Below are 11,591 nucleotides of genomic sequence, written 5' to 3'. Positions count from 1 at the left end.
GGATCCGAAGCCCTTCGTCTGGACGAAGACCGCGGACGAGATCCTCGAACGCCTCGCCGGATATCTGAACCGAATTCCCGACTCAGGACACTAGGTCGTGTCCTCAATTGATCTCGAGCCGAGCACGGCATCGGTGTCGTGAACGAGGTGGCCGTCCGTCGGTGTACTGGACATGGCTCTCTTCTTCGTCGGGTGGGGAGGTAGGGGGATCCGCTCGCTGCGGGTGTACGGGGGTGAGGCGGTTCAGGTGGTGCGGGTCAGTCGCCACACATGGTCGGTGCGGGTGCCTGGGCGCCCCCCGGGTGAGGGGGCGGGCCGCTGGACGCTGGCGAGGGTGTCCACCTTCCAGGTGGGGGCAGGGCAAGGGCGGTCAGCAGGCCCTCCAGGGTGGGGAAGACGACATCGGGGGGCTGCTGCGCGGCGGTGCTCCAGGTCGGCCATCCGGCGTGCATGACGATGATCAATGCGCCGCCCGGTGCAACCGCCCGGGCCGCCAGCCGCAGGATGGTCGTCTGGTCCAAAGCGACCGGTGACTGCAGGTACAGCGCGGCGACGAGGTCGAAGCCACCGCCGGGAAACGTCTGCCCGAGGTCGTGGTGCTGAAAGGTGACCTGCCCGGACAGGCCCAGCTCGATCGCCCGGGCGGCGGCCCGTCGCAAGGCTGTGGTGGAGATGTCGACAGCGGTCACCTGCCAGCCCCAGGACGCCAGCCACAAGGCGTCCGCCCCCTAGCCGCAGCCCAGCTCCAGTGCACTCCCCGGTGCCAGATTGGCCGCTTCGCGGACCAGCAGCTCGTTCGGCTGACCGCTCCAGATGCGTCCGCATGTGCGGTAGCGGTCCTCCCAGAACCGGGCCGGCTCGATGCGGTCGGGTGTGGTCATCAAGATCTCCTTACGGGCGCGGAAGGCGGCCTCCCCTGGCCAAAGTCCTCACCCATCGCTCTGTAGGCAAGCCGTGTTGCGGGTCCAGCAAACGGCGGAAGCGGGGACGGGGTGCGAGGTGTCGTCAGGCGGGCGCGCGGCTGACCCGAACTTGCTGGACACGCAAAACGACAGCCGGTGATCCGGTTCTTTGCGGAAACAGCAAGTGAGTTTGCCGCGAAGGGTGTTGCCGGGTGACGGTGCCGATATGGATACCAATGAGCTGAAGAGCACCGAAGGCCGCACCTGGGACGTCGTCGTGGTCGGCGGAGGCGCCGCGGGCCTGTCCGCCGCGCTGCTGCTGACCCGCGTACGGCGCTCCGTCCTCGTCATCGACGCAGGCGAACCCCGCAACGCCCCCGCCGCGCGAGTCGGCGCCCACAACATCCTGGGCCGCGAAGGCATCTCCCCCCTGGAACTCCTTCGCGTAGGCCGGGAGGAGGTCGCCTCCTACGGCGGAGAAGTCGTCAACGGCCGGGTCGAGCGAGTCGAGCGTGACGGCAGCACCTTCACCATCACCACCCAGGACGGACAGCGCGCCCGTGCCCGGCGCGTCCTGGTGACCACCGGCCTGATCGACGAACTGCCCGACATCCCCGGCCTGGCTGAGCGGTGGGGGCGCGACGTGATCCACTGCGTGTACTGCCACGGCTGGGAAGCCCGCGACACAAAGGTCGGCGTCCTGGGCAACTTCCACCAGGCTCTGCTGTTCCGTCAGATGACCGACCGGGTCACCCTCTTCGCCCACCACGCACAGGCGGAGCTCACCGACGAGCAGTGGGAACAGCTCGCCGCCCTCGGCGTCGAAGTGATCCACGGCGGCGTCACCGCTCTGGAGACCGACACCGAACAGGACAAGCTGACCGGCGCCCGCCTTGCCTCCGGCACTGTCATCCCCCTCGACACCCTCGTCGTCGCCCCCACCTTCACCGCCCGCGGCGACTTCCTCGACGACCTCGGCCTCACCCTCAACCCCCACCCCGCCGTCCCCGGCGTCCAGGTCGCCGTCGACCCCTCCGGATTCACCGGCGTCCAGGGCGTGTGGGCCGCCGGGAACGTCAGCGACGTCCTCGCTGCCGTACCCCAGTCCGCCAGCGCCGGAAACACCACAGGTGGCGCCATCAATATGGACCTCATCCTCGAAGACGCCCGACATGCCGCCAGGGTCCGCGAAGCAGCATCGGCAACGCCGTTCGACGGTCCGACGGAAGCAGAAGTGGCACGACGCGTTCTGGGAATCCGCGCCCACGGTCTGGAGGGCCCCGCATAGCGAGCGGCGAGGCGCCTGCGCAACACGTCGTCATCGCCACCGGGCCCTGCCCGTGGGCACCACCATGCGGCAGGGCCTGCCGCATGACCCGAGGGCCCCGTGGCGCCGCTTCCTCGAACGAGGTCTGGACGGCCTGCGGGACGATCAGCGTCCGGGCGACCCGCGCAAGATCACCGACGCGGACGTCGAGCGGGTCGTCGTCAGGACGCTCGAGGAAACCCCGAAGAACGCCCCCCACTGGCCGACCAGATCGGTGGCGGCCGCCACCGGGATGTCGCAGTCGACGATCTCGCGGATCTGGCGGGCGTTCGCCCTGGCCCCGCACCGCTCACAGACGTTCAAGCTGTCCACCCACCCGCTGTTCATCGACAAGGTCCGCGACGTCGTCGGCCTCCACCTCGACCCGCCGGAGAAGGCCCTGGTCCTCTGCCTGGACGAGAAGTCGCAGATCCAGGCCCTCGACCGCTCCCAGCCCATCCTGCCGATGATGCCCAAAGTCCCCGAACGCCGCAGCCACGACTCCGTCCGCGCCGGCACCACCACCCTGTTCGCCGCCCCGGAAGTGGCGACCGGCAAGGTCATCGGCTCGCTTCACCGCCGCCACCGGGCAGCCGAGTTCAACAAGTTCCTCACCACACTCGGCAGGGAGGTACCGGCCGGCCTCCAGGTCCACCTGATCCTCGACAACTACGAGACCCACAGGACACTCGACATCAAGAAGTGGCTGCTGGCCCACCCCCGGTTCCACCTGCACTTCGCCCCGACCAGCGTGTCCTGGCTGAACCCGGTGGAGCGCTGGTTCGCCGAGCTCACACAGAAGAAGCTCAAGCGCGGTGTACACCGCTCCGTCCAGGCCCTCGAACGCGACATCCGCAGCTGGCTCGCCGACTGGAACGAGCACCCCAGACCGTTCGTCTGGACGAAGACCGCGGACGAGATCCTCGACAAAGTCGCCGCCTGCTGCCGACGAATCTCTGACTCAGGCCACTACGGCCGCTCCGGGGAGAGCCGCGCCGCGCGCCGCTCCATCGCCTCACGCGCGGCGTCCTCGCTGATGTACACCTCGCACATGTGCCGCCCGTCCGGCGTCGCCGTGTGCTCGACCTCCCAGAGCGACAGCTCCTTGCCGTCGCGCAGCAGGAACGCGTGCTCGTACAGCGAGAAGCCCAGCCCCGCCCGGCCCGCCCGGCACGGGCGGCCGAAGGCCTGCGTGATCAGGTGACCGGACGCCGTGCTCAGCAGCGCAGCCGTGTCCGCGCCCGGCCGGTCCGCGTTCTCCGCCCGGCGCAGTAGGCGGCGGGCGTGGTCGGGCGAGTCCTCCGCGGCGTAGGCGTGCCGGGCCGTGGGGACCGGGGGCAACTGGACCGTCACCGGCAGCTCGAAGTCCGGGGTGTCCGGCGGCATCGGCAGCCGCATCGTCGCCGCGCGCAGCTCCTCCTCGTCGACATACACCTCGTGCCGCGGTTCGCGGCCCGGCGCGGTGTTGTGGACGAGCTCCCAGAGTGTGAGGGCGGAGCCGTCGGCGAGCAGCCACGTGTGCCGGTACGTCTCCCTGTGCAGACCCGCGCTGTGGTGCGCGGAGTGCAGCGAACCGTCGTGCGCCAGCGCGCAGTCCAGCCGCCTTATCGTCTCGTCCGGCAACTCGAAGGAGTTCAGCGCACGGCCGAGGAGTCGCGCGAGGTGCTCCTCCGGAGACTCGGGCGAGTCATGGGGTTCGTACGCTGCCGTCTCGTACGGAACGCTCAAGGTTTCTCCCGGCGTTGCTGCATGTCACCTAGTGGGTGCATACCGTAGCCCCTCGGTCGGACATCGTGTCCGGGAACCGAGAAAACGTACGTCCGGGAAAACGCGCGGGCCGCGCGAAAAGTTCCCGCGCGGCCCGGACGGTCCGTCAGAAAACCCAGCCGGGTTCGTGCGTCACCGGCTCAGGAGGCGCTGCCCGCGACCCACTGGCCCCAGTCCATGTTCCAGCCGTTGAGTCCGTTGTCCGGCGCCACCGTCTTGTCGGGCGAGTTCTTGACGATCACCACGTCCCCGATGAGGGAGTTGTCGTAGAACCACTGGGCGGGCGTGCTGCCCTGGGCGCCGCGGACGTCCGCGAGGCCGACGCAGCCGTGGCTGGTGCCCTGCCGGCCGAACGGCGGGTTGCCCTTGTCGTACCAGTAGTTGCCGTGCAGGAACGTGCCGGACGTCGTCAGGCGCATCGCGTGCGGCACGTCCGGGATGTCGTACTCGCCGCCCAGCCCGACCGTCCGGCTGTTCATCCGCGTCTGCTTGAACTTCTCGGAGATCACCATCTGCCCGTTGTAGGTGGTGTGCTCCGGGCTGCCCGCCGAGATCGGGACCGTCCTGACGGTCGCGCCGTCCCGGACGACCCTCATGGTCTGCGTGTTCGCGTCCACGGTGGAGACCTGCGAGCGCCCGATGGTGAAGGTCACCGTCTTCTTCTGCACGCCGAAGACGCCGTTCGCGCCCTCCACGCCGTCCAGGTCGATCTTCATCGTGACCTTGGAGCCGGACTTCCAGTACTCCTCGGGCCGGAAGTCGAGCCGCTGGCCGTTGAACCAGTGCCCGACCACCTTCTGCCCGCTGCTGGACGTGACCGAGATGTGCGACTGCACGGCCTCGCGGTCGGTGATCGCCTTGTCGAAGCTGAACGACACCGGCATGCCCACACCGACCGTGGTGCCGTCGTCCGGCGTGTACGTCCCGATGAAGCTGTTCGACGACGTCACCGTCGTGAAGATGGAGTTGGCGGCTGCCGTCCGGCCCTCGGTGTCCTTCGCGATCGCCGATATGCGGTACTTCGTGCCGCGCTCCAGCTGCTCCTTCGGCTTCCAGGACCGGCCGTCCGCGGAGACCGAGCCGGTGACCGCCTGCCCGCCGCCCGCCACCGTCATCCTCACCTCGGTCAGCTTCCCGCCGCTGACCTTCACGCCGGTCGCGTTGATGGACGCACCGGTCGAACCGTCCTTCGCCGAGATGGCGATCCTCGCCGAGGACGCGTCGGTGGCGTCCCTGCCGCCCTTGCCGTCCTCGGCGGTGGCGCTCCCGCCGCAGGCGGTGAGCGTCAGGGCGCCGACCACGAGGGCGGCACAGGCCCCCAGTACGCGCCGCGCTGCAATGTCCGGCGTAGTCACGAGCTGCTCCCCGTTGGTGTGATGTGCGCGATCCGCTCCAGTACGCGGGGGAAGAGGGGCGCGGCCGCCGCCCGGGTTCCGCCCGTGCGCCGTGAACGCCATCACGTGACAGAACCCGGACAATGTCCGGCCCCGGCGGTGCCTCCGCCGGGCGCGGCGGCTCCGTTCAGCGGCTCGCGTACAGCTCCCCGTACGACGGCCACGCCCCGCCCGGCCCGTCCACCGACTCGGCGGCCCGCACGGCCCGCACGATCGCCCGCGTCACGACGTCCGCGCCCGCCGCGAGGATCTCGTTCAGGGCGAGCGGTACCGCGGCGTCCAGGGCACGCTCGCCCGTCGCCAGCGCGAACACCGTGTCCCCGTCGTTGAGCAGGTGCACCGGCCGCACCGCCCGGGCGATGCCGTCGTGCGCCGTGCCGGCCAGCTTCTGCGCCTGCGCCTTCGTCAGGTCGGCGTCCGTGGCGACCACCGCGAGCGTGGTGTTGAGCGGCGGAGGAGTGCTCCGCGCGGACGTCTCCGCGAGCCGCCGCCGCGCGGCCTCGTGCACTCCGGCCTCCGGATACTCCACCCTCCCCTGGAACAGCTCCCCGTACAGCACCCCCGTCTCCGGATCCACCACCGCCCCCGCCGCGTTGGCCACCACCAGCGCCGCCACCGTGATCCCCGAACCGAGCACGGCGGAGGCGCTGCCTACCCCGCCCTTCACCACCCCGGCCACGGCCCCCGTGCCGGCACCCACGCACCCCTGCGCCACCGACGCACCGGGCTCGCTCGCCGCGGCTGCCTCGACCGCGGCCCGCCCGGTGGCCGCGTCCGGCCGGGCCCGGAAGTCACCGCCCCGCCCCAGATCGAACACACACGCGGCGGGCACCACCGGCACCACGTGCGCCGGGTCCACCCCCACCCGGATGCCGCGCCCCCGTTCCTCCAGCCAGGCCATCACCCCCGACGCCGCGTCGAGCCCGTACGCGCTGCCGCCGGTCAGCACGACCGCCTCGACCTTCCGCACCACGTTGCGCGGGTCCAGCGCGTCCGTCTCCTTGGTGCCGGGACCGCCGCCCCGCACGTCCACGGCGGCCACGGCCCCGCCCTCCGGGGCGAGCACGACCGTGGTGCCGGTCAGCCACCCGTCGCCGGCGCGGGTCGCGTGCCCCACGCGCAGACCGGACACATCTGTCAGAGCGTCAACCGTCATACGGAACAGTCTCGTCCAGGCGGCCGGTCACGCCGAGCCGGCCGGTGTCGACGGCTCGGTGCCGAGGGCCTGGGACTGGGGCCGCCGCGGAGGCCGTCACCCGGCCACCGTCGCCGCGAACGGAGCCGCGCGGGTGAGCGGGGCGCTGGAGGTCATGATTCCAGCACATCAGAAGGCGCCGAGTTCTTCTCCGTCGACCGTACCCTGGACGCATGAGTACCGCCCCCGAACCCGACCCGCGCGAGCCGACGCCCGCCCTGATCTTCGACGACCCGCTCGACCAGCAGTCGTCCGACGACACCGACCGGGGCTGGGGCGAGCGCACCGACTCCGGCAGCGGGGCGGCCGACCTCAAGCGCTTCCTCGACGAGAAGCCGCCCCACCACCTCTGAAGCAGCCGGCTGACCGCTCCCGGTGGTCCGGCGGCCGGCCGGGCCGCCGTGTGCGGCGCTACAGCCGGTCGTGCCCCGCGCCCCGCTGGGCGACCAGCTCGTCGCGGATCTCCTTCAGCACCTCCAGCTCGGTCACCTCGATGATCTCGCGCGTGCCCTCCTTGGCCCTCCTGCGGGCCTCCAACCGCGCCAGGTACTTCGCCATCGGCAGGACCATCAGGAAGTAGACGACCGCCGCCGTGATCACGAAGCTCAGGGTGGCGCCGAGGACGGACCCCCAGAGGATCCGGATGCCCTGGTCGCCCTCGCAGGTGGTGCTCAGGCACGAGCTGTAGCGATCGAGGTTCTTGGTCCCGATGGCGCCGACGACCGGGTTGATGATCCCCTTCACCACGGCATTGACGACGTTGGTGAACGCGGCACCGATCACCACCGCCACCGCCAGATCGACCACGTTCCCGCGCATCAGGAAGGCCTTGAAACCCTCCCAGACGCTCGGTTCCTTGTTCTTGGTCACCTCGGGGCCTCTCCTCGTACGAGCAGCTTGTGGAACAAAACGCTCCGCAACCTACGTCACCGATGGGCCGGACCGGGGACCTGGGTCCCTCGAGCGAGGGACTTGACCGGAGTGTCCACGTGACCTCCGCACTCCTCACCGGGCTCACCGGGCTCACCGGGCTCATCGGGCTCACCGCCCTCACCACAAGGTCACCGCCAACCGAGCCGTGGCACCGGCCCCGGCCAGGCGTGCGGCGGTCGAACGCGGTACCGCGAGCACCACCAGCGCCCCGTCCCCGGAAACCTTTCCGGCAACACCTCCGGAAACGGAAGCACCCTCGGAAACGCCGTCCGGCGGCTCCGGCACCTTCGCCACCCGGGCCCCGCGCGCGACGACCCGGACGTCACCGCCTCGCGCGGTCTCCTCGGCTGCGATGACGTCCACCCGGTCACCGGGCCGCAGCAGCCGGACGGCCGCCGCGTCGGCGATCCGGACCGGGGCACTCACCGTCCGCGCGGAACGCTGCGAGCCGATGGACTGCTCCGAGGGCCGATCCCCGGGCCGATCTCCGGGCCTTTCCCCGAACCGATCCCCGGTCGGCTCTCCATACCGAGCCCCGGACGCGGAGCCCACGTGAGCCGGCGCGTGCGCCCGGGGGTGACCGCGGGCACCGTCGGCATCCCGTGGTCCCGCCGCCACCAGCGCGGTCGCGGTGACCGCGAGACCGACCACCACGGCTCGCCTCTTCCGATGCCCCAGCCGGCCCGTCCCGCGCCGCCCGCCACGCACCCGCACGGGATCGAACCGCGGCACCTCACGGGTCGCCGGGACCTCGGGCCCGGGCGGGCACGGGACGGCGGACCAGGAGGGCGACGGCGCCACGGACCACGAGGGCGACGACGCCACGGACCACGAGGGCGAGGACGCCATGGACCGAGAGGGCGAGGACGCCATGGACCGAGAGGGCGAGGACGCCATGGACCGAGAGGGCGACGACGGCACGCACGAAGACCGAGCTTGGGACACGGAGACCACCACCTGCGTCGAGGGACCGGCTTGCGCTCCCCACGATGAGGCTTCGGCCCGCCGCCCGTTCAGGCCTGTGGACCGGCCACGACCCTGTGGACAACTCGCTCACCCGAACGGCGAGTTCCGCACCTGAGACCCCCCGGCGCCACCCCTACGGCAGGGCGAACCCCGGATCCATCCCACCCAGCGCACTCACACACAGGCAGTCCCGCTCGACCTCGGCCGGCAACCCCGCCACCGCGTCGAACAGCACGCCCCGCAGCCGGTCGACGTTCGCCGAGAACACCCGCAGCACCTCGTCGTGCGAGACGCCCTCGCCCGTCTCGGCCCCCGCGTCGAGGTCGGTGACCAGGGTCAACGACGTGTAGCAGAGCTCCAGCTCACGGGCGAGGGCCGCCTCGGGATGACCGGTCATGCCCACCACGGACCAGCCCTGGGCCTGGTGCCACAGCGATTCTGCGCGGGTCGAGAAGCGCGGCCCCTCGACCACGACCAGCGTGCCGCCGTCCACCGGCTCCCAGTCCCGTCCGCGCGCCGCCTTCAGCGCGACGGCCCGCCCGGTCGGGCAGTAGGGGTCGGCCAGCGAGACGTGCACCACGTTGGGCACCGTGCCGTCGGGCAGCGGCAGCCCGTCGAAGTAGGAGTTCGCGCGGGTCCTCGTGCGGTCGACCAGCTGGTCCGGCACGAGCAGCGTGCCCGGCCCGTACTCGGGACGCAGCCCGCCCACGGCACACGGGGCGAGCACCTGCCCTACGCCGACCGAGCGAAGGGCCCACAGGTTGGCCCGGTAGTTGATCCGGTGGGGCGGCAGGTGGTGGCCCCGTCCGTGCCGGGGCAGGAAGGCCACCCGCCGGCCCGCGACCTCACCGAGGAAGAGGGAGTCGCTGGGCGCCCCGTAAGGCGTGTCGATCTGCACCTCGGTCACGTCGTCCAGGAAGGAGTAGAAGCCGGACCCACCGATGACACCGATCCCGGCGCCCTCGACTCCGGCACCGGCACCGACTCCGGCACCGGCACCGACTCCGGCACCGGCACCGACTCCGGCACCGGCACCGACTCCGGCACCGACTCCGGTACCGACTCCGGTACCGACTCCGGCACCCGCCCCGTCGCCCGCGCTCACCTTGTTCGCCTTACCCGCTGTTTCCGCCATGTCGGCACCCTAACCGCATGCGGAAACGGCGGGGACCCTGTCGCCCGAGGGCGACAGGGTCCCGTAAGAATCAGGGCCTTACGCGGCGGTGGTGCTGCTGCTGGAGGAGCTGCCGGCCGACGACGAGCTCGAGGTGGAGCTCGACGAGCCGGAGTCGGAGGACGAGCTCGACGAGGAGCCGCTCGACGACTTCGACGCCGGGGTGCTGCTCGACGAGGAGCCGCGGCTGTCGTTCCGGTAGAAGCCGGAGCCCTTGAAGACGATGCCGACAGCCGAGAACACCTTCTTCAGGCGGCCCTTGCAGCTGGGGCACTCGGTGAGAGCGTCGTCGGTGAACTTCTGCACCGCCTCGAGGCCCTCGCCGCACTCGGTGCACTGGTACTGGTAGGTGGGCACTGTCTTCCTCCTGGCACTCTCACTCGATGAGTGCTAACGACGCTCCATACTGACGTATTCCGGCCGCTCAGTCCACTGCCACCGGCACGCGGTGACCCACGCCACGTGCCAGCGTCCGGCCGTGGGCGCGCACGGACAGCCGGGATTGCAGTGCCAGGAGGGTCGTGAGGGCGAGCACCGTGCCGCCCGTCGGGACCAGGAAACCGGCGCCGCCCCAGAGGCGGTCCTCCAGTTGTCCGGCGACCGTGACGGCGGCCGCCTGGCCCAGGGCCACCGCACCGGTCAGCCAGGTGAAGGCCTCGGTGCGGGCACCGGCGGGGACCAGGCCCTCGACGAGGGTGTAGCCGGTGATCAGGGCGGGCGCGATGCACATGCCCACGAGCAGGCCGAGTCCGGCCAGGACCAGGACCGAGTGGGCGGCCCACAGGCCGGACGCGGTGAGCGCGAGCGCCGCGTAGCAGACGACCAGGCGCCGCTGCGGGGCGATCCTCCAGGCGACCGCGCCGCACGCCAGGCCGGAGAGCATGTTGCCCGCGGCGAAGACGCCGTACAGGACGCCGTTCAGGCCCGGTTCGCCGATCGACTCGGTGAACGCTGCCAGGGAGACCTGCATGCCGCCGAAGACGGAGCCGATGCCCAGGAAGGTCACGATCAGCACCCGCACACCGGGGATGCGCAGCGCGGAGGCGTGCTCCACGCGCGCGTGCCCGCCGCCGGAGACCGAGGGCTGCGTGCGCTTCTGCGCGGCGAACAGCAGACCGCCGACCAGGCTCAGCGACGCCTCCGTGACCAGGCCCGCGGCCGGGTCGACGGTGGTGCACAGGGCGGTGGCCAGCAGCGGTCCGACGACGAAGGTCAGCTCGTCCGTGACGGACTCGAAGGCCGCCGCGGTGGTCGTCAGGGGCGAGTCCTTCAGGACGACGCCCCAGCGGGCCCGCACCATCGGGCCGACCTGCGGCACCGAGGCGCCGGTGGGGACGGCCGCCGCGAAGACCGCCCACAGCGGGGCGTCCATGAGGGCCAGCCCCGTCAGGACCAGCCCGGACAGCGCGTGCAGCAGTACGCCGGGGATCAGCACGGTCCGCTGCCCGTAGCGGTCGGCGAGGCGCCCGCTGTAGGGCGCGAACAGGGCCATGGAGACGCCGGTGACGGCCGCGGCGGCGCCCGCCGCGCCGTAGGAGCCCGTGGTGTGCTGCACCAGCAGCACGATGGAGATCGTCAGCATCGCGAAGGGCTGGCGCGCCGCGAAGCCGGGGAGCAGGAACGTCCAGGCGCCGCGGGTGCGCAGCAGCCGGCCGTATCCCGGGCGGGTGGAGGCCGTCGAGTTCACCGGCTTCTCCGAGGTGACCGTGGATGCCACGGCCCGTGCCTTTCTGCCGCCTGGTAGCGCGGCCCCGTCGTGGGCGGCGCCGAGAGCTGTCCTCTTGCGCGGAACTGCGGTAGATGCCGGGGCCCGGTGAGGAGGGGCTTCCCGACCGCCATACGGTCGCGCCAGCTCTGCGTCAGGCAGAGTGGGTTCGATCTGAATACGCCTTCATGTTACAGGGATCAAGGGCGGCAGACCTGTGGAAGCGAGCACCGTCGGCCCGGCCGCCTC

The 11,591-nt window shown here is 71.4% G+C and carries 13 protein-coding genes and 1 pseudogene; 3 read left to right on the top strand and 11 right to left on the bottom strand.

The features are described 5' to 3' along the window. Positions 1-257 precede the first annotated feature (257 nt). Both ACFW6P_RS08805 and ACFW6P_RS08800 read right to left on the bottom strand, forming a co-directional pair. Entirely contained in the window at positions 258-689 is a 432-nt protein-coding gene (locus ACFW6P_RS08805) for a methyltransferase domain-containing protein (RefSeq protein ID WP_386346881.1), read from the bottom strand. A 39-nt stretch (positions 690-728) separates the two neighbouring features. Next, positions 729-881 carry a hypothetical protein gene (locus ACFW6P_RS08800; RefSeq protein ID WP_386346879.1) on the bottom strand — a complete coding sequence of 51 codons (153 nt, stop codon included), beginning with the start codon at positions 879-881 and terminating at the stop codon, positions 729-731. Between the two features lie 247 nt (positions 882-1,128). Here ACFW6P_RS08800 and ACFW6P_RS08795 point away from each other — a divergent pair, with 247 nt between their 5' ends. Together ACFW6P_RS08795 and ACFW6P_RS08790 are read left to right on the top strand one after the other, a co-directional pair. Further along, on the top strand, positions 1,129-2,190 hold the full coding sequence (locus tag ACFW6P_RS08795; protein WP_386346877.1) for an NAD(P)/FAD-dependent oxidoreductase: 1,062 nt from the start codon (positions 1,129-1,131) through the stop codon (positions 2,188-2,190). A gap of 100 nt (positions 2,191-2,290) precedes the next feature. After that, positions 2,291-3,178: pseudogene (locus ACFW6P_RS08790) on the top strand (IS630 family transposase); the annotation flags it as partial. Here ACFW6P_RS08790 and ACFW6P_RS08785 read toward each other — a convergent pair. The 3 genes from ACFW6P_RS08785 to ACFW6P_RS08775 form a co-directional block, all read right to left on the bottom strand. After that, positions 3,178-3,936, bottom strand: coding sequence for a DUF6227 family protein (locus tag ACFW6P_RS08785; RefSeq protein ID WP_386423256.1), 759 nt, complete (start codon positions 3,934-3,936; stop codon positions 3,178-3,180). The pseudogene ACFW6P_RS08790 and the gene ACFW6P_RS08785 overlap by 1 nt on opposite strands. A gap of 179 nt (positions 3,937-4,115) precedes the next feature. Next, positions 4,116-5,330, bottom strand: coding sequence for an Ig-like domain-containing protein (locus ACFW6P_RS08780; RefSeq protein WP_386346873.1), 1,215 nt, complete (start codon positions 5,328-5,330; stop codon positions 4,116-4,118). A 166-nt stretch (positions 5,331-5,496) separates the two neighbouring features. Further along, positions 5,497-6,525, bottom strand: a complete 1,029-nt coding sequence (locus ACFW6P_RS08775) for a P1 family peptidase (protein ID WP_386346871.1) — start codon at positions 6,523-6,525, stop codon at positions 5,497-5,499. 212 nt (positions 6,526-6,737) lie between these two features. On the opposite strand from ACFW6P_RS08775, the gene ACFW6P_RS08770 reads away from it, so the two are divergent. Beyond that, positions 6,738-6,917 carry a hypothetical protein gene (locus ACFW6P_RS08770; protein ID WP_386346870.1) on the top strand — a complete coding sequence of 60 codons (180 nt, stop codon included), beginning with the start codon at positions 6,738-6,740 and terminating at the stop codon, positions 6,915-6,917. A gap of 58 nt (positions 6,918-6,975) precedes the next feature. Here the strand turns inward: ACFW6P_RS08770 and ACFW6P_RS08765 are convergent, their stop codons facing one another. The 6 genes from ACFW6P_RS08765 to ACFW6P_RS08740 form a co-directional block, all read right to left on the bottom strand. Beyond that, the gene (locus ACFW6P_RS08765) at positions 6,976-7,383 is read right to left on the bottom strand and encodes an MscL family protein (RefSeq protein WP_386347445.1); all 408 of its coding nucleotides are present in this window, start codon (positions 7,381-7,383) and stop codon (positions 6,976-6,978) included. Positions 7,384-7,614: 231 nt separating this feature from the next. Then, positions 7,615-8,211: an RcpC/CpaB family pilus assembly protein gene (locus ACFW6P_RS08760; protein WP_386347443.1), complete on the bottom strand. Its 597-nt coding sequence runs from the start codon at positions 8,209-8,211 to the stop codon at positions 7,615-7,617. Positions 8,212-8,230: 19 nt separating this feature from the next. Beyond that, positions 8,231-8,422, bottom strand: coding sequence for a hypothetical protein (locus ACFW6P_RS08755; protein ID WP_386423254.1), 192 nt, complete (start codon positions 8,420-8,422; stop codon positions 8,231-8,233). A 174-nt stretch (positions 8,423-8,596) separates the two neighbouring features. After that, entirely contained in the window at positions 8,597-9,598 is a 1,002-nt protein-coding gene (locus ACFW6P_RS08750) for an S-methyl-5'-thioadenosine phosphorylase (RefSeq protein ID WP_386423252.1), read from the bottom strand. Between the two features lie 78 nt (positions 9,599-9,676). Further along, the gene (locus ACFW6P_RS08745) at positions 9,677-9,994 is read right to left on the bottom strand and encodes an FmdB family zinc ribbon protein (RefSeq protein ID WP_386346868.1); all 318 of its coding nucleotides are present in this window, start codon (positions 9,992-9,994) and stop codon (positions 9,677-9,679) included. A 67-nt stretch (positions 9,995-10,061) separates the two neighbouring features. Beyond that, complete coding sequence (locus tag ACFW6P_RS08740; RefSeq protein WP_386423251.1) at positions 10,062-11,354, bottom strand: MFS transporter; 1,293 nt, start codon at positions 11,352-11,354, stop codon at positions 10,062-10,064. Between the last annotated feature and the right edge of the window lie 237 nt (positions 11,355-11,591).

The organism is Streptomyces sp. NPDC058741, from assembly GCF_042746715.1.
GTDB lineage: Bacteria > Actinomycetota > Actinomycetes > Streptomycetales > Streptomycetaceae > Streptomyces.
The sequence above is the reverse complement of the archived record's forward strand: the minus strand, read 5'-3'. Positions and strand labels throughout refer to the sequence as shown.

Coding starts and splice junctions, on each gene's coding strand:
- ACFW6P_RS08770 (WP_386346870.1), top strand. CDS start 6,738: ATGAGTACCGCCCCCGAACCCGACCCGCGCGAGCCGACGCCCGCCCTG.
- ACFW6P_RS08775 (WP_386346871.1), bottom strand. CDS start 6,525: ATGACGGTTGACGCTCTGACAGATGTGTCCGGTCTGCGCGTGGGGCAC.
- ACFW6P_RS08750 (WP_386423252.1), bottom strand. CDS start 9,598: ATGGCGGAAACAGCGGGTAAGGCGAACAAGGTGAGCGCGGGCGACGGG.
- ACFW6P_RS08765 (WP_386347445.1), bottom strand. CDS start 7,383: ATGCGCGGGAACGTGGTCGATCTGGCGGTGGCGGTGGTGATCGGTGCC.
- ACFW6P_RS08800 (WP_386346879.1), bottom strand. CDS start 881: ATGACCACACCCGACCGCATCGAGCCGGCCCGGTTCTGGGAGGACCGC.
- ACFW6P_RS08795 (WP_386346877.1), top strand. CDS start 1,129: ATGGATACCAATGAGCTGAAGAGCACCGAAGGCCGCACCTGGGACGTC.